This window comes from Empedobacter sp. 225-1 (genome assembly GCF_030328185.1).
Lineage (GTDB): Bacteria > Bacteroidota > Bacteroidia > Flavobacteriales > Weeksellaceae > Empedobacter > Empedobacter stercoris.
On sequence record NZ_JACALO010000011.1, the window covers coordinates 52,538 to 74,435 of the forward strand.

General features: G+C 32.1%; 19 protein-coding genes. 16 read left to right on the plus strand and 3 right to left on the minus strand.

The genetic code is table 11. From position 1 onward, the window contains the following. Positions 1 to 67: 67 nt before the first annotated feature. Positions 68 to 2,464 carry a heavy metal translocating P-type ATPase gene (locus HX088_RS04945; protein ID WP_286483590.1) on the minus strand — a complete coding sequence of 799 codons (2,397 nt, stop codon included), beginning with the start codon at positions 2,462 to 2,464 and terminating at the stop codon, positions 68 to 70. Between the two features lie 75 nt (positions 2,465 to 2,539). Between HX088_RS04945 and HX088_RS04950 the strand changes: the two genes are divergently transcribed. Both HX088_RS04950 and HX088_RS04955 read left to right on the plus strand, forming a co-directional pair. After that, positions 2,540 to 3,247, plus strand: coding sequence for a Crp/Fnr family transcriptional regulator (locus tag HX088_RS04950; protein ID WP_171623841.1), 708 nt, complete (start codon positions 2,540 to 2,542; stop codon positions 3,245 to 3,247). A 202-nt stretch (positions 3,248 to 3,449) separates the two neighbouring features. Further along, positions 3,450 to 3,887, plus strand: a complete 438-nt coding sequence (locus HX088_RS04955; protein ID WP_171623840.1) for a DsrE family protein — start codon at positions 3,450 to 3,452, stop codon at positions 3,885 to 3,887. Positions 3,888 to 3,926: 39 nt separating this feature from the next. Here the strand turns inward: HX088_RS04955 and hflX are convergent, their stop codons facing one another. Next, positions 3,927 to 5,153 (minus strand): GTPase HflX, encoded by a 1,227-nt coding sequence (hflX, locus tag HX088_RS04960; RefSeq protein WP_284583152.1) that lies wholly within the window; start codon positions 5,151 to 5,153, stop codon positions 3,927 to 3,929. A gap of 467 nt (positions 5,154 to 5,620) precedes the next feature. On the opposite strand from hflX, the gene HX088_RS04965 reads away from it, so the two are divergent. The 10 genes from HX088_RS04965 to hisIE all read left to right on the plus strand — a co-directional run bounded on the left by HX088_RS04965 (position 5,621) and on the right by hisIE (position 14,738). Beyond that, on the plus strand, positions 5,621 to 6,178 hold the full coding sequence (locus HX088_RS04965; protein WP_260541871.1) for a T9SS type A sorting domain-containing protein: 558 nt from the start codon (positions 5,621 to 5,623) through the stop codon (positions 6,176 to 6,178). 311 nt (positions 6,179 to 6,489) lie between these two features. After that, positions 6,490 to 7,347, plus strand: a complete 858-nt coding sequence (hisG, locus tag HX088_RS04970) for an ATP phosphoribosyltransferase (RefSeq protein ID WP_260541870.1) — start codon at positions 6,490 to 6,492, stop codon at positions 7,345 to 7,347. Positions 7,348 to 7,465: 118 nt separating this feature from the next. Further along, the gene (gene hisD / locus HX088_RS04975; RefSeq protein ID WP_260541869.1) at positions 7,466 to 8,749 is read left to right on the plus strand and encodes a histidinol dehydrogenase; all 1,284 of its coding nucleotides are present in this window, start codon (positions 7,466 to 7,468) and stop codon (positions 8,747 to 8,749) included. A 125-nt stretch (positions 8,750 to 8,874) separates the two neighbouring features. Further along, positions 8,875 to 9,918, plus strand: coding sequence for a histidinol-phosphate transaminase (gene hisC, locus HX088_RS04980; RefSeq protein ID WP_260541868.1), 1,044 nt, complete (start codon positions 8,875 to 8,877; stop codon positions 9,916 to 9,918). Between the two features lie 209 nt (positions 9,919 to 10,127). Further along, positions 10,128 to 10,484: a four helix bundle protein gene (locus tag HX088_RS04985; protein ID WP_260541867.1), complete on the plus strand. Its 357-nt coding sequence runs from the start codon at positions 10,128 to 10,130 to the stop codon at positions 10,482 to 10,484. Positions 10,485 to 10,523: 39 nt separating this feature from the next. Continuing rightward, the gene (gene hisB, locus HX088_RS04990) at positions 10,524 to 11,657 is read left to right on the plus strand and encodes a bifunctional histidinol-phosphatase/imidazoleglycerol-phosphate dehydratase HisB (protein WP_260541866.1); all 1,134 of its coding nucleotides are present in this window, start codon (positions 10,524 to 10,526) and stop codon (positions 11,655 to 11,657) included. Positions 11,658 to 11,783: 126 nt separating this feature from the next. Continuing rightward, positions 11,784 to 12,362 carry an imidazole glycerol phosphate synthase subunit HisH gene (gene hisH, locus HX088_RS04995; protein WP_260541864.1) on the plus strand — a complete coding sequence of 193 codons (579 nt, stop codon included), beginning with the start codon at positions 11,784 to 11,786 and terminating at the stop codon, positions 12,360 to 12,362. A gap of 197 nt (positions 12,363 to 12,559) precedes the next feature. Next, positions 12,560 to 13,276: a 1-(5-phosphoribosyl)-5-[(5-phosphoribosylamino)methylideneamino]imidazole-4-carboxamide isomerase gene (gene hisA, locus HX088_RS05000; RefSeq protein WP_286483591.1), complete on the plus strand. Its 717-nt coding sequence runs from the start codon at positions 12,560 to 12,562 to the stop codon at positions 13,274 to 13,276. 101 nt (positions 13,277 to 13,377) lie between these two features. Continuing rightward, a complete protein-coding gene (gene hisF / locus HX088_RS05005; RefSeq protein ID WP_260541861.1) occupies positions 13,378 to 14,130 on the plus strand; it encodes an imidazole glycerol phosphate synthase subunit HisF in 753 nt (250 codons plus the stop codon). Then, the gene (gene hisIE, locus HX088_RS05010) at positions 14,127 to 14,738 is read left to right on the plus strand and encodes a bifunctional phosphoribosyl-AMP cyclohydrolase/phosphoribosyl-ATP diphosphatase HisIE (RefSeq protein WP_260541860.1); all 612 of its coding nucleotides are present in this window, start codon (positions 14,127 to 14,129) and stop codon (positions 14,736 to 14,738) included. The genes hisF and hisIE overlap by 4 nt, the downstream gene beginning before the upstream one ends. Positions 14,739 to 14,774: 36 nt before the next feature. On the opposite strand, the gene HX088_RS05015 is transcribed toward hisIE, so the two are convergent. Further along, on the minus strand, positions 14,775 to 15,542 hold the full coding sequence (locus HX088_RS05015) for a DUF2490 domain-containing protein (RefSeq protein WP_260541859.1): 768 nt from the start codon (positions 15,540 to 15,542) through the stop codon (positions 14,775 to 14,777). A gap of 289 nt (positions 15,543 to 15,831) precedes the next feature. On the opposite strand from HX088_RS05015, the gene HX088_RS05020 reads away from it, so the two are divergent. From HX088_RS05020 to HX088_RS05035, 4 genes are all read left to right on the plus strand, one after another. Then, positions 15,832 to 17,295, plus strand: a complete 1,464-nt coding sequence (locus tag HX088_RS05020; protein WP_286483592.1) for an ankyrin repeat domain-containing protein — start codon at positions 15,832 to 15,834, stop codon at positions 17,293 to 17,295. Positions 17,296 to 17,351: 56 nt separating this feature from the next. Next, a complete protein-coding gene (locus HX088_RS05025) occupies positions 17,352 to 17,795 on the plus strand; it encodes a DUF2271 domain-containing protein (RefSeq protein WP_394369884.1) in 444 nt (147 codons plus the stop codon). 1 nt (position 17,796) lies between these two features. After that, the gene (locus HX088_RS05030) at positions 17,797 to 19,989 is read left to right on the plus strand and encodes a PepSY domain-containing protein (RefSeq protein WP_286483593.1); all 2,193 of its coding nucleotides are present in this window, start codon (positions 17,797 to 17,799) and stop codon (positions 19,987 to 19,989) included. Between the two features lie 165 nt (positions 19,990 to 20,154). Next, on the plus strand, positions 20,155 to 21,162 hold the full coding sequence (locus HX088_RS05035) for an FAD:protein FMN transferase (protein WP_286483594.1): 1,008 nt from the start codon (positions 20,155 to 20,157) through the stop codon (positions 21,160 to 21,162). The last annotated feature ends 736 nt before the right edge of the window (positions 21,163 to 21,898 follow it).

Here is a 21,898-nt window from a genome sequence, read left to right on the forward strand (position 1 = left end):
TTACAAAGCCCTAAGTTCTTATCACAATGATTTTGGTCAGAGCAGTATGTATATACGTAATTTAAAATCAGTCTAAATTCCATTTCGTTATTTTATCTGCAATTCGTGTGCTTGCCGTAGCAAAAATTAACACTGAAATAGAACTTATTGGCATTAAAATCGCTGCTACGACTGGTTGTAAATATCCAGAAACGGCAAAACTAAGCCCAACTATATTGTATAAGAAACTAATAAAAAATGCAATTTTTACAAATTTCATTGTTGTCTTTGCTAATTTCAAAAAGTTTGGAATAGCCGAAAAACTTCTCGCATCCAAAATTCCGTCACATGAAGGTGAAAAACTGTTAATATCTTCAGAGATTGAAATCCCAACTGTACTTTGTTTCAAAGCTCCAGCATCATTTAATCCATCTCCAAGCATCATCACTTTTTTTCCATCTTCTTCCAATTGTTTGATGTATTCTAATTTATCCGTTGGTGATTGATTAAAAATCAATTTTGCATTTGATGGAAAAATCGTTTCTAAATATTCTTTTTCAGAATCATTATCCCCTGACAAAACATGCAATTGATATGCATCCAACTCTTTCAATATACCATCCAATCCTTTTCGGTATCGATTTGTATAGACAAATTTACCAAAAACTTCTCCATCAATTGATATAAAAACTTGAGATTGATTTAATCTATTTTCATTAAAAATTGCATTGGTAAAACTTCTCGACCCAACTTTTAATTGACGCCCATCTACTTCTGCTTGTTGACCTTTCCCAACTATTTCTTCGTAATTAGAAATCGGCAAATGATCGTCAACATTTAGTTTTTTATACAACGTACGACTAAGCGGGTGATTTGAATTTCTGATTAATGCTTTTACCAATTGTTTCTGATAATCGGATAATTCTTTTCCTTCGTATTGTACTTGCGCTTCGTCACTTTCTGTAATTGTTCCAGTCTTGTCAAAAACTACATCCGTAATTTTTTCCATTCTTTCTACAGTCGATGTGTTTTTTACATAAAACTTTTTGTTACCGAAAATACGCATCATATGTCCCAAAATAAACGGCGAGGACAATCCTAACGCACAAGGACAGGCAATAATAAGAATAGATGTGACTACTTCTAAAATTTTAGAAGAATCGTGATAATACCAATAAACAGCTGAAATTGCTGTAATAATCAGAATAATTAACGTAAAATAATGACTAATCTTATTGGTTAATGCATTTAATTCTGATTCTTCTTTTTGAAAAGCATCATTGTTCCAAAGTTGGGTTAAATAACTTTGATTAACATCCGAAATAATTTCTAATTCGATGGCATGACCAGACTGCTTACCTCCTGCAAATATCTTATCTCCAGCTTTTTTAGGAATCAAACGCGCTTCTCCTGTCACAAACGAGTTATCGATCATCGCTTCTCCTTTCATTAAAATAGCATCAGCTGGGATGATTTCTTCATTTCTGATTAATATTCGATCACCTTTTTTTAAATCAGCCAACAAAATAGGTTGTTCATATCCATCTTCTAACTTCGCAACTGCAATAGGGTAAAATGACTTATAATCTCTATCAAATGCTAACGCTTGCATCGTTTGTTGCTGAAACCATTTTCCTGTTAACATCAAAAACAATAACATTGCTAATGTATCGAAATAACCGGGCGAAATATCGAAAATGATATCATAAGTAGATTTGAACATAATCACGATTATCCCCAAAGCTATAGGTACATCGATATTGATGTATTTATTTTTCAAACCTTGCCAAGCAGAAACAAAGTAATCAGTAGAAGAATAAAAGAAAACAGGCAAAGACAACGCGAACATAGTCCAGCGGAAATATCCTTTATTTTCTTCTAACCATTGTTCTTTTACTTCTCCAAAAACCTCTACATATTCAGGGAACGATAGAAGCATTATATTTCCAAAACAGAAACCTGCAATTACCAATTTACTCACCAAAGAGCGATCGACTTTGCTTTTATTCTTTTTATCTAATGTTTTTAGATTAATAGATGGTTTGTACCCAAGATTTGTAATTAATCGTGCTAAATCTCCTAATTTCAAATTCGCATCTCGATAAGTAATCTGAACAGTTTTTTGAGTAAAATTAACATTAGAAGAAATGATATTTGGGTTGATTGTATCCAAACTCTCTAACAACCAAACACAGGAAGTACAGTGCATTACAGGTACATAAAAGGAGACAACTGTAACGCCATCATCAGAAAAATCTACAACTTTATCAAAGATTTCTTTTGTGTTTAAGAAATCAAATTGATGATTACTTTTTCCATCAGGACGCAAACCTGCATTACGATTAAGATCGTAATAATCTTTCAAGTTATTTACGTTTAAAATCTCGTAAACCGTTTTACAACCCTGACAACAAAAATCCTTTTCATCGAACTGAATAACCTCTTCTTCAATCCGTTGACCACAGTGAAAACAATTCTCTTCCATACTATTTTACAAAATTACTTTCCTTTTATCAGAATTAACGTTAACTTTGTATGAATTAAGTCATAACAATAAGATATGTCAGAGTTTAATGAGAATGTAGTATCGATTAAAGCGATGTTTGATAACCCAGAGTCTTTTGGGGTTTTTAGTAAAGAAGAATTGTTGGAGTTCGAGCAAGAGAAAAAAATCTTGAATCTAAAAAAAGGTGACGAAATCATCCAGGAAGGAAATACGCCAAAAGGTATTTACTGTGTGATGAAAGGGACAGCAAAACTTTTTAAGATTGGTTTCAACGGAAAAGAACAAATTTTACGCTTTATCAACGAAGGTGACATCATAGGATATCGTTCAATTTTAAGTCAAGAAGTTTTTGGTGCATCTGCAACTGCGATGACTGCGATTGAAATTTATTACATTCCAGAAAAATTCTTCTTAAAATTACTGGAAATTAATCCAAAATTAGCCTTCAATATTCTACAACGAATCGCAAAAGATTTAGGAGAATATGCACGTACAATTACATATTTAGCTCAAAAAACGGTTCGCGAACGATTGGCAGAAGTTTTAATTTTATTAGAAGGCAAATTAGGTACTGATAAAGATGGTTTCATCAATATTTCTTTAACACGTGAAGAAATGGCAAATTTAATTGGAACAGCAACAGAATCTGCAATTCGATTAATTTCTGAATTTAAAACAGATGAATTGATAGAAGTTGAAGGTCGAAAAATCAAACTTTTGGATCATCAAAAATTGACGAAATTAGGTCATGTAATATTATAATAAAGAAATCCTCTCAAAAAAATGAGAGGATTTTTTTTGCTTTAAACCTATTAGCTATTTTAATTTCATGTTATAACATGAAAAAATTCTAAAGTAAACACAAAAAAACTGATACATTTTTTTGAATTGATTGCCTGTAACTTTTGTTACAACGAAAAAAGGAACGAAACCCTACCTTTGAATTAATTGTAAATAGAAAAAAATGAAGAAGATAGTTTTTATGCTTGCTTTTGCAACTACTTTCACAGCACAAGCCAACACAACACAACTTGAAAACAACCAAATTGAACAATCGTACCAACTGAAAAAGAAAGGTAAATATGCAATTATGGTACAAAACAAAATGATGTTGATGTCATCGATTATGACTGGTCAGGAAATGTTAAAGAACAATCCGAAATCAACATTTGAAATTGTGATGATTGCTGCTGCTGTTAAGGATATAGCAGAAGATAATGAGCTAAAAGAAATGATGAAAAAAGCGAATGCAGCTGGAATTAAGTTTACTTCGTGCGAATTTGCAATGAATAAATTAGGTGTAAATAAATCTCAATATTTAGAGTTTGTGCAAACAACACCAAATGCATTTATTTATCTTTTCGAATTACAAGAAAAAGGTTTTAAACAAATTATACTTTAACCAAAAAAGATGGATTTTATAAATCCATCTTTTTTTATATTATTCTTCCAAATCACTCTCTTCTTCCTCATCATAATACTGAAAAAGGAAATTATTGTAAGGAAAACGTTTCATGTGAAGTTCTTTTACTTCTTCATAAACCGTTTTTCGTAATTCTTCTAAATTATCTTTTTCTGTAGCAGAAATAAACAATGTCGGATAATCCGTTTTTGCCATCCAAGTTCGTTTCCAATCTTCTAACGAATAGTTTTCAAATTTCTTTTCAGACAAATCATCTTCATCTTGTTTCGTATAAGAAAAATTATCAATTTTATTAAAAACCATAATCGTTGGCTTCTCTTTCGAATCAATTTCAGCTAAAATTTGATTCACTGAATTAACATGATCTTCAAAACTTGCATGTGAAATATCGACGACATGAACCAATAAATCTGCTTCACGAACCTCATCCAATGTCGACTTAAAGGATTCTACCAATTGTGTTGGCAATTTTCGAATAAACCCAACCGTATCCGTTAACAAGAAAGGTAAATTACCAATCACTACTTTACGAACTGTTGTATCTAATGTTGCAAATAACTTGTTTTCTGCAAAAACTTCTGACTTCGACAAAACATTCATCAACGTCGATTTTCCAACATTGGTATAACCAACCAACGCTACGCGCACCAATGCACCACGATTTTTACGTTGAGTCGCCATTTGCTTGTCTATTCCTTTCAATTTTTCTTTCAGTAATGTAATACGATCACGAATAATACGTCTATCAGTTTCGATTTCCGTTTCTCCAGGACCACGCATTCCAATTCCACCTCGCTGACGCTCCAAGTGCGTCCACATTCGTGTTAAACGAGGTAATAAATATTGGTATTGAGCCAATTCTACTTGAGTTCTTGCATAAGAAGTTTGCGCTCTTTGTGCAAAAATATCCAGAATCAATTGTGTTCTATCAATAATTTTTTTATTGACAACTTTCTCAATATTTTTTAGCTGAGAAGGAGTTAATTCATCATCAAAAATTACTGTATCAATGTCATATTGCTCTACAAATGCAGCAATTTCATCTAATTTCCCGCTTCCTACAAAAAATTTAGAATCAGGACGATCCATTTTTTGAGTGAAACGTTCACCAACTGTAGCTCCTGCTGTATACGCCAAGAACTCCAATTCATCCATATATTCAGTCAGTTTTTCTTCGGATTGTTCGCGTGTAATCAATCCAACTAAAACGACCTTTTCGTATTGTGCTTCTTTCTTTTCTAACATAAATCTCTACAAAAATAAAATAAAGTTTTTGATGTCAAACCACTTCATCAAAATTCTTAACGATTATTTACAAAATCCCCTTAATTATACTCAAATAAAATTATCATATTTGCCAGCTAATTAAACAATATTTTATACGAAGAAAAATTTACTAGTTGGGGCTTTAACCCTATTATCATTAAATGTTAATGCTCAAAACCAAAATATTTCTTTTGAAGAATCTGAAGGTTTTTCAATCGGAAATCTAAACAACCAAAAAAAACTGGTTCAATTGGGAATATGTTTCTGATGAAAATTCTAAAGTCAATAATACAATTTCGAGCAAAGGAACGAATTCTGTATATGTTATAAATGATGAAGTAGAAGAAGGAAATTGGGGTGGAATCGCTTATCCAATTGCAAAGTATCGTAAATACACTATTTCTGCTGATGTTTATTTGGAGAAAACTGAAAATTCAAATTATGAAATGTTAGGCTTTTATAACGAAAACAATGAGTTCGATTTGGTTGGTGGTTTGATATTTTACTTTGATGGAGAAATTGCATACAAACACATGAAAAATAGTGTAACAGTTGGTACATGGACACCTAAAAAATGGTACAATGTGAAAGCTGAAGTCGATTTAAATGCAAAAAAAGTTATTTACTATTTAGATCATGTAAAAATTCAAGAAACAATTATAGATGATGTGAATAAAGATATTACCGAAGTAGATTTTAGTTTTGATAATTATGGTTCAAGTTTTTTTGTAGATAATGTAACTATTATTGATTTAGAAAATTTAGGATTAACAGAGAATAACAAGAATCCTATTTCTATTTATCCAAATCCATCTTCAACATACATTAATATTAATACTACAGAAAAAATAAAAACCGTTACCGTTACAGATTTAACAGGTAAAATAATTTTAAATCAACAAGATTCCAATAAAATCGATATTCATCATTTGTCAAATGGGGTATATCTTATCAACATTAATACAGACAACTCCCAATCAATTCAAAAATTTATAAAAAAGTAAATATTTAGAAAATAAAACCTAATTACTATAAATTTTAAAATATAACATTAGAAATGAGATTCTTCTTAATTATTTTTTCTAAACATTAAAAATTTCATTGCTAATTAAAATATCCTTTATAAATTTGTCTCAACAAAAAGAAATTATGTACACAGTTCAGTTCCATCATCATCACCATCATACTTGCACTCAAGCGAGCTGATTGTGATATGGACTTGTGCCAAATAATATATCTAAATCCCGTTTGAGTACATCAAACGGGTTTTCTTTTTTTTAGCTTTTTTGATGTACTCCTATAAATATAAAATAAAATGAATACATTAAAAATAGCCATTCAAAAATCAGGACGATTAAACGAAGATAGTCTTAAGTTACTTAAAGATTGTGGTGTTTCAATTGATAATGGTATTGATCAACTTCGTGTACAAGCTCGCAACTTTCCATTAGAAATTTTCTTCTTAAGAAACTCTGATATTCCTCAATATGTTAAAGATGGTGTAGTAGATTGTGCCATAATAGGTGAGAATTTATTAATAGAAAATGAGATGGAATTACCTGTTCTTCAAAAGTTAGGTTTTTCTAAATGTAGACTATCGGTAGCTGTTCCAAAATCTTCGCAATACAATTCTTTAAATGATTTTGAGAACAAAAAAATTGCTACTTCTTATCCAAATACGGTTTTAAACTTCTTTAAGTCAAAAAATATAAATATCGAAATTCATGAAATTTCTGGTTCTGTAGAAATTGCACCAAGCATTGGACTTTCAGACGCAATTGTAGATATTGTTTCTTCTGGAAACACTTTATTTAAAAATAATTTAAAAGAGTTTGAAACTATTCTCAAAAGCGAAGCTATTTTAATTTCTAGTGAGAATCTCGATTTTGATAAATTTTCTCTATTAAAAAAACTACAGTTTAGAATTGAATCTGTTCTTAAAGCTAGAAAGTCAAAGTATATTTTAATGAATGTTCCAAACGATAAAATAGAAATGGTAAGTAATATTCTTCCAGTTCTAAAATCGCCAACAGTTATGCCTCTTTCAGAATCAGGATGGAGTAGTGTACATTCGGTGATTAACGAAGATACCTTTTGGGACATCATCGAGCAATTAAAAGCTGCTGGTGCTGAAGGTATTTTAGTATTGGAAATTGAGAAAATGATTTTATAGTGTTGATGTGCTTAAGTTGTTAAGTTCATAAGTAGTTATTTATATAAAGAATAAAAAACACTTACAAACCTTAAAGACTTATAAACTTAAACACTTTATAACATAAAAACTAAAAAAGATGCAAACTTATATAAACCCACAACTTTCAGATTGGTCAGCTTTAACTTCTCGCCCAACGAAAGAAGCGCAAGATTTACAAAAATTCGTTTTAAATGTTTTTGGTAAAATTCAATTGGATAAAGATCAGGCCTTAATTGACTTTACCGAACAATTCGATAAAGTTCAATTAACTTCCTTAGAAGTTTCAGTTGAAGAAATGGAAGAAGCCAAAGCTTTAATTTCGGACGATTTAAAAAAAGCGATTCAATTAGCAGCTTCAAACATCGAGAAATTTCACGCCGTACAACGCGAAGAAATTAAAGTAATTGAAACGACTAAAGGTGTTAATTGTTGGAGAGAATCACGCGGAATCGAAAATGTCGGAATCTACATTCCAGGTGGAACAGCTCCATTATTTTCAACTACTTTGATGTTAGGAATTCCTGCAAAATTAGCCAGATGCGAAAACATTATTTTATGTACGCCTCCAAACAAAGAAGGTAAAATTCACCCAGCGATTTTATATACAGCCAACTTAATCGGAATTGATAAAATATATAAAGTTGGCGGAATTCAAGCCATTGGCGCATTAACTTTTGGAACAGAAACGATTCAGAAAGTGGATAAAATTTTCGGTCCAGGAAACCAATATGTAACGGCAGCCAAACAAGTTGCGCAAAATTTTGGTGTAGCAATCGATATGCCTGCGGGTCCAAGCGAAGTTTTAGTAATCGCAGATGAAACTTCGGTTCCGAAATATGTCGCAGCAGATTTACTTTCTCAGGCTGAACACGGCATCGACTCACAAGTGATTTTATTGACAACTAATCAGCAAACTTTAAAAGAAACAATTGTTGAATTACAATCTCAAATAGAACTTTTACCAAGAAGAGAATTAGCAGCAAAAGCTTTAGAAAATTCGAGAGGAATTGTTCTTAATTCAATTGAAGAATGTATAGCTTTTTCTAATATTTATGCACCAGAGCACTTAATTTTCGCTTGCGAAACAGCTGAAGATTATATTCCAAATATCATCAATGCCGGTTCTGTTTTCCTAGGAAACTATTCGTGCGAATCGGCTGGAGATTATGCTTCCGGAACCAATCATACCTTGCCAACAAATGGGTATGCGAAAAATTATTCTGGAGTTTCTTTAGATAGTTTCATCAAGAAAATTACGTTTCAAAAATTGACAGCAGAAGGAATTCTAAATATTGGTCCGGCCATCGAATTAATGGCTGAGGCTGAAGAATTATTTGCACACAAAAATGCGGTGACGCTAAGATTATTAGACTTGAAATAATTTGATAAGTGAGTAAGTTTTTAAGTGGTTTAGAATTGCGGTATAAATAACTTAAAAACCTAACAAAATAAGCATTTAACAACTTAAAAACCTGTCAACATAAACACTTAATAACTTAAAATAAAATGTTCAACATAAATAACATCATTCGTCCCAACGTAAAAGCAATGAAAGCGTATTCATCTGCGCGCGACGAATTTCAAGATATTAATGACGATTTCGTTTTCTTAGATGCCAACGAAAATCCTTTCAACAATGGTTTAAATCGCTATCCAGATCCTTTTCAACGCAAAGTAAAATCGATTTTAAGTGAAATTAAAAATTTTCCTACTGATCAGATTTTATTAGGCAATGGAAGCGACGAAGTTTTGGATTTAATTTTTCGTGCGTTTTGCGAACCGAATCAAGATAACGTCATCGCGATTTCACCTTCTTACGGAATGTACATCTTTTTGGCCAATTTAAACGCTGTGGAATACCGCAAATCCTTATTAAACGAATCAGATTTTCAACCCAACATCGAAGATATTTTCTCGAAAGTGGATGAAAATACAAAAATGATTTTCTTGTGTTCACCTAATAATCCAACAGGAGAAATCATTAAAAGAGAAGCGATTTTAGAAATTGTAAATAGTTTCAACGGATTGGTAATTATCGATGAAGCCTATATTGATTTCGCAACTGAACCATCTTGGATCGAAGAGATCAACAATTATCCAAACGTAATTGTTACGCAAACTTTATCAAAAGCTGTTGGTTTAGCCGGAATTCGTTTAGGAATTTTATATGCCTCTCAAGAAATTGTAGAGGTCTTAAATAAAATTAAACCGCCTTATAACATCAATCAATTGACACAATTAAAAGCGATTGAAATTTTAAGCGATTACGAAAAAGTGGTAGCAGCAACAAATACGATTGTTCAACAAAAAGAAGTTTTAGAAAATGCGTTAACGGAGATTTCTTTTGTCGAAAAAATCTATCCAAGTGATGCGAATTTTATCTTAATCAAAGTGGATAATGCCAACGAGCGTTACGACAAATTGGTTGAAAAAGGAATTGTCATCCGTAACCGTAACAATGACGATTTATGTAAGAATTGTTTGAGAATTACTGTTGGAACGGAAGAGGAAAATGGGAAGTTGGTACAAGTACTTAAGGGGTTAAGTTAGTAAGTGATTAAGTGTTTATGTGGTAGAGTGTCTAAGTTGGTTTTATCTCTGATTATTAAATATTTAAACTTACTAACTTAAAAACTTACTAACCGTACAACTTAAAAACATACAAACTAAACAACTTACAAACTTAATAACACACCTACTGACCAACTTAAAAACATTTTCCTTAACTTAATATCTATCAAACCTTAAAACCAAATAATATGGGCCTAGTTTATGATTTAAATTTATGGAAAGAAGCGCATCAACTAGTTTTAGAAGTGTATAAAACAGTCGATAAATTTCCTAAATCAGAGATTTTTGCTTTATCGAGTCAAATGAAACGTTGTGCAGTTTCTGTTCCGGCAAACATTGTTGAAGGATATAAAAAACAAACGAAAGCTCATCAAATACATTTTTATAACATTTCGGATACATCTTTAGAAGAACTGAAGTATTACTTTTTACTTTCTAGAGATTTGAAATATATAACTGAAAAAGAATACAAAATATTGATTAGTAAAAGTGAAGAAGTTGGAAAAATGATTACAGGTTATATTAAACATATCAAAAGTAAATAACTTAAAAACTTCATCACCTAATCACTTACAAACTAAAAAATGAAAAAAATACTTTTTATAGATAGAGACGGAACCCTAATTCTAGAACCAGCCGACTACCAAGTGGACAGCTTTGAGAAATTAGAATTCTATCCAGAAACATTTACTTATTTAGGGAAAATTGCCAAAGAATTGGATTACGAATTAGCGATGGTAACGAACCAAGATGGTTTAGGAACACCGGCAAATCCTGAAGAATTATTCTGGCCGATTCAAAATTTCGTAGTAAAAGCATTTGAAAACGAAGGAGTAAAATTTTCAGCAATTTTCATCGATAAAACTTTTGCACACGAAAATGCACCGACACGCAAGCCTGGAACTGCGATGTTAACTAAATACATCAACAATCCGGCATACGATTTAGCAAATTCGTTTGTAATCGGAGACCGAATTACCGATGTGAAATTAGCTCAGAATTTAGGAGCAAAAGGAATTTTTATTGCAAATGACGAAGCATTAGGAGCAGACGAAATCAACGATAACGAAGGTTTAAACGAAGCGATTGCATTAAAAACAACATCGTGGAAAGAGATTTACGAATTCTTAAAATTACAAAATCGTACGGCTTCTATTGTTCGTAACACAAACGAAACAAATATTAAAATCGATTTAAACTTAGACGGAACAGGGAAATCAGATATTTCGACTGGAATCCACTTTTTCGATCATATGTTAGATCAAATTGCGCGTCACGGGCAAATGGATTTAGTGATTAAGGTGGACGGTGATTTAGAAGTGGACGAACACCACACAATTGAAGATACAGCCATTGCGTTAGGTGAAGTTTTTGCTCAAGCGTTAGGAAATAAATTAGGGATCGAGCGCTATGGTTTCACTTTACCAATGGATGATTGTTTAGCGCAAGCGGCAATTGATTTTGGAGGAAGAAACTGGTTGGTTTGGGAAGCGGAATTTAAACGCGAAATGATTGGTCAAATGCCAACAGAAATGTTCTATCACTTCTTTAAATCGTTTACAGACGGTGCAAAATCGAACTTAAATATCAAAGCGGAAGGAACAAACGAACACCACAAAATCGAAGCGATTTTTAAAGCGTTTGCGAAAGCGATTAAAGTGGCGGTAAAACGTGATCCAGAAAAAATGATTTTACCATCAACAAAAGGACTTTTGTAATAATTTTTAAGTTGTAAAGTTATGAAGTGATAAAGTTATTTGTTGGTTTAAGACTTAAAATCCAACCACAAATTAACTTACAAACGTAAACACTTATCAACATAAAAACTTAACCACTCAAATAATATGATAGCAATAGTAAAATATAACGCAGGAAATGTAAAATCGGTTTACAATGCCGTAACTCGTTTGGGTTACGAAGCGGTAATTACAGATGATTTTGAAACCTTGCAAAATGCAGACAAAGTCATTTTTCCAGGTGTGGGAGAAGCGAGTTCGGCCATGACTTATCTAAAAGAAAAAGGATTAGATAAAATCATCCAAAACTTAAAACAACCAACGTTAGGAATTTGTTTAGGTCAGCAATTGATGTGTGCTTTTTCGGAAGAAGGAAATACAGAGTGTTTAGGAATTTTTCCCATTCAAGTGAAATTATTTCCATCAACGGAAATCGTTCCACATATGGGATGGAATACCATTTATGACTTAAAAACGTCTTTGTTTAACGGAATCGAAGAAAACTCGGACATCTATTATGTTCACAGTTTTTATTGTGAGAATTCAGAATATACGATTGCGAAAACCAACTATATTCTAGAATATTCAGCGGCTTTAAATAAAGATAATTTTTACGCGACTCAATTTCATCCAGAAAAATCAGCTGGAATTGGAGAACAGATTTTGAAGAACTTTTTGTCTTTATAGTTTGTCAGTTATGAAGTGATAAGGTTATTAAGTTGTAAAATTTTATGTTCAAAAGTTAATCCCCATTAATTGAAGAACACAATAACTAAAAAACTTACAAACATAATAATTGAAACACTTAAAAACACAATAACTTAAACACTTAAAAACATAATAACTGAAACACTTAAAAACATAAACACTTAAAATTTAAAGAAATGAGAATCATCCCAGCTATAGATATTATCGACGGAAAATGCGTTCGATTATCACAAGGCGATTACGATACAAAAAAAATATACAACGAAAACCCATTAGAAGTGGCGAAAGAATTCGAAGATTACGGAATCGAATATTTACACTTAGTGGATTTAGATGGAGCCAAATCAAAGCAAATCATCAACTATAAAACATTAGAATTAATTGCTTCTAAAACCAATTTAAAAGTGGATTTTGGTGGTGGAATTAAAGCTAATGATGATATCAGAATTGCTTTTGAATGTGGTGCGAATCAAATTACAGGTGGAAGTATTGCCGTTCAAAATCCGACGTTATTTCAAGAATGGATTGCGCAATACGGAAGCGAAAAAATCATTTTAGGAGCAGATGCTAAAGATCGTAAAATTGCGACGCACGGTTGGTTAGAAACTTCTGAATTAGATGTAATTGATTTTATCCAAGAATACAAAGCAAAAGGAATTGATTATGTAATTTGTACAGACATCGCAAAAGATGGTATGTTACAAGGAACATCAAACGACTTGTATGCAGAAATTTTAGCTGCTGCAGACGTTAAATTAATTGCATCTGGAGGCGTTTCTTCCATCGACGATTTAATTAAAGTAAAAGAATTAGGTTGCGAAGGAGCGATTTTAGGAAAGGCAATTTACGAAGGTCGTATTCAGTTAAAGGATTTGGTACAGTTTATCGGTTAGAAAGTGGTAAAGGGGGTAAGTTGGTAAGTTTTTAGGTTTTGAAACTAAACCACTTAATCTCTTAATCACCTAGTCACTTAAACACATAAAAACCTTAGAACGTGTTAAAAAAAAGAATCATCCCCTGTCTCGACATTAAAGATGGAAGAACAGTAAAAGGAGTTAATTTCGAAGGATTACGCGATGCGGGAGATCCGGTGGAATTAGCCAAGAAATATGTAGAAGAAGGCGCTGACGAATTGGTATTTTTGGATATTACAGCGACGCTTGAGAAACGCAAAACCTTAGCTGAAATGGTCGAAAAAATTGCGGCAGCGATTAATATTCCATTTACGGTGGGTGGCGGAATCAATTCGGTAGAAGATGCTTCGGCTGTAATTCAAGCAGGTGCGGATAAAGTTTCTGTGAATTCTTCTGCGGTAAAAAATCCTCAATTGGTGGCTGATTTAGCCTCTCGTTTTGGATCCCAATGTGTGGTGGTCGCAGTAGATACTCGCGACGTCAATGGAACGCAAAAAGTGTTTGTCAGCGGTGGAAAAATTGAAACCGAGTGGAAAACATTAGATTGGGTAAAGAAAGTGGAAGAACTAGGAGCTGGTGAAATTCTACTAACCTCAATGGATGGTGACGGAACAAAAACAGGTTTCAAAATAGATATTACGAAAGCGGTGGCTGATGCTGTAAATCTACCGGTGATTGCTTCGGGAGGAGCTGGAAAAATAGAACATTTTACAGAAGTTTTTACCCAAACAAAAGCAAGTGGCGCTTTGGCTGCAAGTATTTTTCATTTTGGTGAAGTTCCAATACCTATGCTTAAAAATTATTTAAAAGAACAAAATATACCGATACGATGAATATCGATTTCACAAAAAGTAATGATGGATTAGTTCCAGTTATTATTCAAAATTACCTAAACAATCAAGTGTTGATGTTAGGTTATATGAACGAAGAAGCGTTTAACAAAACACAAGAAAGTGGGAAAGTTACTTTCTTCTCACGTTCAAAAAACAGATTATGGACAAAAGGCGAAGAATCGGGAAACTTCCTTGAAGTAAAATCGATTGCAATTGATTGTGATAACGACACAATTCTAATCAAAGCAAAACCATATGGACCAACGTGTCATACAGGTTCTACAACGTGTTTCAACGAAATTTCGAATCGTGGATTTGTTTATGAATTAGAACAAACGATTAACGATCGAATCGATTTAGCAGAAGATAAAGATTCGTACACCTATAAGTTATACAATAAAGGAATCAATAAAGTGGCGCAGAAAGTCGGAGAAGAAGCCGTAGAAATTGTTATCGAAGCGAAAGACAATAACGACGATTTATTCTTAGGTGAAGCTGCCGATTTGATGTATCACTATTTGATTTTACTAAAAGCGAAAGGATTCAAATTAGAAGACGTGGAAAACGTTTTAAAATCAAGAGAAAATGGTCCAAGACGACCGGAATAAATTAGAAAAAACCTCATCTATCAGGATGAGGTTTTTTTATGAAAATATTTTGAATGGATTTTCCCATGTAATATCTATGGAAGCATAATGTGTGCTATGCGTAGCATTTTTTTCAATTAAATTATTCATATATCCTAAACTGATAGCCAACGGAGTGTTCTGTGGTCTAAAAGTATAAAACAAGGTAAAACGTGATTCTTTATATTTAAAACGACTCCATTCCTTGGATAAATTATGTTTATTCGTTGCAAAAAGAATTTCTGCACCTCCTGTAATCGTATGATGATTTTCTAAATCAATCGGAACTGAAATTTGTGATTTTAAACGAGAACGCAATTGTATAGGTTCATCCGTATTTTTCCAGTGATGATCGACAAATTTACGAGCTTCTTGTCGTACCGTTTGTGTTAATTTGACTTTCCCTATTGAAGTAGAATACGCCACACGTCCATAAATTCTCATTTCATTTTGTGTCGATATGTTTTCGATATCATCATCCATCGAATATTCCATTTGTTTACGATAACTTAAGGCATAAGACACTTTCCAATGTTTATCCAATTGGTGATAAAATTCTTGATTTATCACAATGATTGCTGGCTTTGATGTAATGTTGTAATTCTCTTCATCACTCTTTAAACCTAATCCAACATACGTCATTGATTCTATCTTTTCATTCAGATCTTGTTTCATTCCTAATGCGAACCAACTTGCACCATTGGTATCGCCCAAACCAGGAGGAGAAACTTGTGCATTGATGCAAATGGAAAAAAGAAGAAAACTTAAGAATGATATATATTTCATGGTAGTCGTTTGAATATGATACGTCAAAAGTAAAATGCAAATCTGTAACGAAATAGGAATCCTTTACTTATTTGAATAAAAATTTACATTTTTTTTCAAAACAGATTCATTCAATTCTTGTTAAGAGGATTCAATTATAAATTCTCCAAATTCATTTTAAATGATAAATGATATTTAGCACCTTCACATAATTTTAATTTTAAAATTTAGAATTATTATAAATAAAGTCTTACTTTTGACATCAAATTAAAATTGGTCTAAATAATAATAGATAAGATAAACGCTAGATATGAAAAAGTTATTCATCACAGTTGCCGTATTAATCGCTTCTTTTTTACAAGCGCAAACCAACACTTTAATGGATGCAGGTTTTTGGAAAAACAAACCATCAGTTGAAACTGTAAAAGCAGAAATTGGAAAAGGAAACAGTCCTTCGCAGCAAAATGCAGGATTTTTTGATCCTGTGGTGATAGCGATAAATAATAAAGCAGATTTTGATGTTTTAAAATTTTTAATTGAACAAGATGGAAATGCTGTGGATAAAAAAACACACCATTCTCGCATTTATTTGCAATGGGCTGCTGCAGCTGGAAATCTTGAATTAGTCAATTATTTAATCGCAAAAGGTTCTGATGTTCACTACAAAGACAGCCACGGTGATGATGTGATTACATACGCAGCAAGTGCTGGAAACAAGAATTTAGCGGTTTATGATGCCTTAATCAAAGCAGGTGCTAATCCTAAAGTAAAAAACGAGGATGGTACAAACATCATTATGGAGTCTATCGCAAATGATACGGATTTAAAAATTGCAGAATACTTTGTTTCTAAAGGTATTTCATTAACGGAGAAAGATAAATTCGGACGTACAGTAGCTGACTATTCTACGAAAGTTGGAAATTTAGAAATCTTAGATTTATTAGCTGCTAAAGGTGTAAAACCTACAGATCAAGCTTTATTTTTCGCAGCGCAAGGCTCTAGAATGAAAGAAAATGGAGTCGAAATTTTCAAAACTTTAGTTGAAAAATATAAATTAAATCCAAAAGCTCTAAACCCTCAAGGACAATCATTATTACACGCCTTATCTCGTCGTGGAAATTCAGAAATCATCAATTATGTAATTTCGAAAGGAGCTGATGTTAAAGTAGTAGATAAAGCAGGCAACACCGCATTAATGGTGGCTGCTGCCGGAAAAAACACCGATTTAATCAATTTATTCTTATCAAAATCTAACAATGTTAATGCTGTAAACTCTAATGGAGAATCGGCTTTGACAAAGGCGGTAGCATCTGGAACTCCTGAAATCGTAACTTTATTAATCGATAAAGGTGCAAAAACGGATATCAAGGATAAAGAAGGTAATAATTTAGCATCATATTGGTTCAATTTTTTCAAACCAAATGATGAAACATTTGCACAAAAACAAGAAATATTAGCAAAGGCGAAGATAGATTTTAAAGCCACTCAACAAAAAGGTTCGACATTATTGCATTTAGCCGTAGATAAAGGTGATAACGCTTTAGTAAAGAAAGCAATTGAATTAGGAGTAAATATTAATGCACAAGACGAAGACGGGAATACAGCTTTACATAAAGCAGCTTTAATTGCTAAAGATGATCAAATCTTAAAAACTTTAATTGGTGCGGGTGCTCAAAAAAATTTAAAAACAGAATTTGAAGAAACAGCTTACGAATTAGCTGCTCAAAACGAATTCTTGAAGAAAAATAATGTATCGATTGACTTCTTAAAATAATACAGAAAATGAAATTTAACGTCATAAAAAAATTATTCAGCGTCGTAGTTATACTAATGGCTACTGCCACTTTCGCTCAAACAACGAAGTATAAAACAATGATTCAGATGGAGAATTATACAGGTAAGGAAGCTTACATTGTAATTTCTTTGATTAATCCAAAAGGACAATATGAGAAAACGTTAGGAGTTTTAGGAAAAGATAATGAATGGTATAATACGTTAAAAGAGTGGGATAAATTCAATAAAAAGAAAAAAGAAAAATTAAACGGAATTACAGGAGCTTCTGTGGCAGGTGGCGCAAGAGCAACACGTGTGATCGAATTTGATACAGCGAAATTAAATAAAGGGTATAAAATCCGTTTTGAATCTGCTGTTGAAACACAAAAGTACGTGGTAAAAGATGCTGAAATTGCATTAACATCTGCGGCATTAGACAATAAAGCAGGAATTAAAGGAACAGAATACATTAAAGCCGTACGTTTTATTAAAGTTCAGTAAAATGATCCTATCGATTTGGAGGTATGCCCATTTGGCATTAGCCTTTATATCATCAGCTTTTCTTTTAATCCTTTCCACGACAGGAGTAATTTTAGCGGTTGATGCCATCAATGAGAAATCTCCGGCCTACAAAGTCGAAAATTTTGAAAATATTACACTCGCGCAGGTTCTTCCGACATTGCGCGAGAATTATTTTGAAATTATCGAAATAAAAGTTGATAACAACGATTTTGTAACGATTGATGCTATGGACGAAGATGGGAATCCTATTCAATCTTACATCGATCCCCATACAGGAAAAAACATTGGAGAAATCGTTCCGAAAAGTGATTTCATCAATTGGACCACTGCCCTACACCGCTCATTATTTTTAAAAGAAACAGGACGCGCCATTGTGGGTATCGTTTCCTTTATCTTATTTTTAATTTCAGTGACTGGATTAATCTTAGTGATTCAACGCCAAAACGGAATTTTAAATTTCTTTACAAAAGTCAATAAAGACTCATTTGCCCAATATTTTCATGTGGCAACCGGACGTTGGTTGTTAATTCCTATTGTGATCATTGGATTAACAGGAACATTCATTTTCTTGGCACGATTAGAACCTTTAGTAGGCCAACCAACAGAAGTGGAACACCCCATCAAAGAAAATTTACCTGCCAAAGAGTTAAGCGAAATCAAATTCTTCCAAAACACAAAATTAAGTAGTGTAGAACGAATCGAATTTCCTTTTATTCCAGATGATGAAGCTGAACCATTTGTTGTTCATTTAAGAAAGAAAAGTGTAACAATCAATCAAGTGAATGGTGAAATTATGACTGAATCATTCCATCCGTATTCAGCTGTCGTGGAAAAATTCAATATCGATTTACACACAGGTCGTACCAATGTCATTTGGGCTGCAATTTTAGGAATCGCATCACTTAATATTTTATTCTTTATTTGGACAGGATTTGCCATTACCTTAAAACGTACACGTACGAAAATCGGAAAGAATAAATTCAAGGCTAATGAAGCTGAAATTGTAGTTTTAGTGGGTTCTGAAAATGGTTCAACAGTTGGTTTTGCGAATAAAATTCATCAACAATTTTTAGCCAACGGAAAGAAATCCTTCATGGTTCAAATGAATCAATATGAAACGTATCCTAATGCTGAACATATCGTGGTTTTTACTTCCACTTATGGAATTGGAGATGCGCCCGCGAATGCCAAGAAATTTGAAGAATTAATTACTCAATATCCTCAACTACAAAAGGTTAAATTCTCAGTCGTAGGATTTGGTTCAAGAGCTTACTCCGATTATTGTGGCTACGCGGTGAAAGTGGATCAATGGTTCGAAAAACAATCGTGGGCAACACGTTTATTGGATTTAAAAACCATCAACGATAAATCTCCAGAAGAATTTACAAATTGGGTGATTGCTTACAAAGAGGCTATGGATATTCCGTTAGCCACAACGCCAGCCATGTATGTGGGGAAAGCACCAAAATTAAAAGATTTAAAGGTGATTTCTTCGACACAAATTACCGATGAAGATGCCACTTTTACAGTAGTTTTAGATGCAAAACAGAAGTTTAAATCAGGCGATTTATTGGCTATTTATCCAGCGAATGATCATCGTGAGCGTTTGTATTCGATTGGTAAAGTCGAGAATAAATTACAACTTATTGTGAAGTTACATGAATTTGGATTAGGTTCTCAATATTTACACAACCTAAAAGAAAATTCAATTATAAAAGTAAGAATTGTTAAGAACAAAGCGTTTCATTTTCCTAAAAAAGCATCTCAAGTCATTATGATTGCAAATGGAACAGGTATTGCGCCTTTTCTTGGAATGATTGATGAGAACAAAAATAATGTTGAAACACATTTGTACACCGGTTTTCGACATTTAAATCCTACCACAAAAGGATATCAAGATTTTGCAAAAAAACAAATTGAAAAAAATCATTTAACAAGCTATCACAACGCTTTTTCTCGTGAAGAAAACAAACAATATGTAATGGATTTAGTTCATCGAGATGCTAAGTTTTTTGCAGAAACCTTACAAAACAAAGGGATTATTATGGTTTGTGGGGCTTTAGCCATGCAACATGATGTAGAAAAGGTGTTAGAGGAAATTTGTCAAGAGCATTTAAATAAATCATTTGAAGAATTTAAAGCAAACGGACAATTTTTGACGGATTGTTATTAGAATTTGTTCCGTTTTATTTCTCCATAATTTTGAAAAATTTTATCGAATACTTCAAACACTCGAAATAACGTTTAAGTTTCTTCAGTTCAAGTAATTCTGACAAGAATTATATCGAGAACTAAGACGAAATTTTAAACTATTTTTACTTTTCCTAATACAACATAAATGAAAAATACATTTCTAAAAAATATATTCACTTTTATACTATTGTATGCTCTAATTCCGACGAATGCTCAAACGGTCGGAGTTAGAGACACAATTTTGATGGGAAGTCGTTTTCAAATTACTTTGGTTGATAAAGATTCTATTTCTGCCGAAAAAAATATTAACAAAGCAATTGATGAAATGATTAGAATCGAAGAATTAATTTCAGATTGGAAACCAACTTCACAGGTTTCTCAAGTCAATCAAAATGCAGGAATCAAACCAATAAAAGTTGATCGAGAAGTTTTTGAATTGACAAAAAGAGCAATTTATTTTTCTCAACTTACCAATGGAGCTTTTGATATTAGTTTTGCAGCAATGGACAAAGTTTGGAAATTTGATGGCACGATGGAAGAAATTCCAACAGAAAATGAAATCAAAAAAGCGATTGAAAAAGTTGGTTATCAAAACATCTTACTTGATGAAAAAAATTCGACTATTTTCTTAAAAAAAGCTGGAATGAAAATCGGTTTTGGATCAACAGGAAAGGGCTATGCAGCACAAAAAGCGCGAACTTATATGCAAAATTTAGGAATACAAGCTGGTATTATAGATGCTTCTGGTGATATGACAACTTGGGGAAATCAACCAAATGGTGAACCTTGGAAAATTGGAATTACAAACCCGTTCAAACGCTTTAAAATGGCAGATATTTTAGTTATGAAAAATGCTGCTGTTACTACATCTGGCGATTACGAAAAATTTATTTTAATTGACGGAATTCGTTATTCACATATCATCAATCCCAAAACTGGTTATCCTTCTACAGGCTTAACAAGCGTTACGGTTATTGGTCCTGATACTGAAATGTGCAATGGTTTCAGTACTTCAATCATGGTTTTAGGAAAAGAAAAAGGTTTAGAATTGATCAATCAACAAAAAGACTACGCTGCACTTTTAATTACAGACAAAGGAAAAATTATTCGTTCTAAAAATTACAAGAAAATAAAACAGAGTCTTGGGAAATAAAATTTACAAATTCACTTTTTAAAATTAATATTTTAACCTAAATATTTTGATGTAAAATAAAGTGTAAGTAAAATTATTAAGAATAATTATCTTTATGCAGATTTTAACTTAAATTGTATGATTACTAATTCAATCTTAAAAAATGTTTATTATAATTTTATGAAAATCGGATTAATTACTTTGTCTGCAATTATGATTTTTATAGCTGGTAAAACATTTGGAGCTTTTATAAAATTATACATAATTTAAAATCTTCTTTTAGATTTTTTTTTATTTATAAAATATTTATATCATTGCTTTTACTTTAAAGAAATGAAAAAAAATGGTTACTAAAATCTCTAAATTTATATCTTCTGCAATTTTACTATTATTAATTTATTTTAATTTTAGTGAAAATTTATATATAGTAATCTTAATTATTTCTTTCATCTTCATTTTTAAAAAAATCACGCATAAAAAAGATTATTTATAGTCTATTGAAAAAAAACTAAAACACTTCTTTGTCTAAAATAGATTTAGTTTTCCTGTACAGCAAATTACTTATCTTCTTAAAAAAAATCATCCCATTTGTAATTCGTGTTACACTTCATTTTAAATAAAAATTCGAAATTGCATCAAAATATTAAACGCCATGTTCAAGTTATAAGTGCAACTGGCCGAGTAGATTTTAGTTTTTCGATAGGGCTAATATAGCCAAACTTTCTTACTCTTCTATTGTTAATTAATTTTTCTATTT